Annotated in this window: 1 protein-coding gene; it reads right to left on the reverse strand. The window is 54.1% G+C overall.

Going from position 1 to position 270, the window contains the following annotated elements; translation table 11 throughout:
- The coding region (locus JEM65_RS21760) for a protein kinase domain-containing protein (RefSeq protein WP_199603858.1) at positions 1-270 on the reverse strand (270 nt) is incomplete at both ends.

The following is a 270-nucleotide window of genomic DNA, read 5'->3' on the forward strand; positions in this document are numbered from 1 at the left end:
GTGGAAACGATGGTGGAGTGGTGCTCGTGATCGAAGGTGGCACTACCGAAGTCGATGAGACGAATCTCGGCGTTCTTGAGGTGCCGAATGTCTTGCTTGCGCTGCGGGTCGAAGGTCATGTCATGGCTGGAGTCGAAGAACAGAATGTTCTCCGGCTTCAGGTCGGTGTGAGTGAGCCGATTGTCGTGCATGAACTTGACAGCATAGCACAGCTCGTAGGCAATCTGTCTCACCTGGTGGAGCGGATAAGGCTCGTAGTTGTTGTCTTTG

The organism is Gelidibacter salicanalis (assembly GCF_016469035.1).
Lineage (GTDB): Bacteria > Bacteroidota > Bacteroidia > Flavobacteriales > Flavobacteriaceae > Gelidibacter > Gelidibacter salicanalis_A.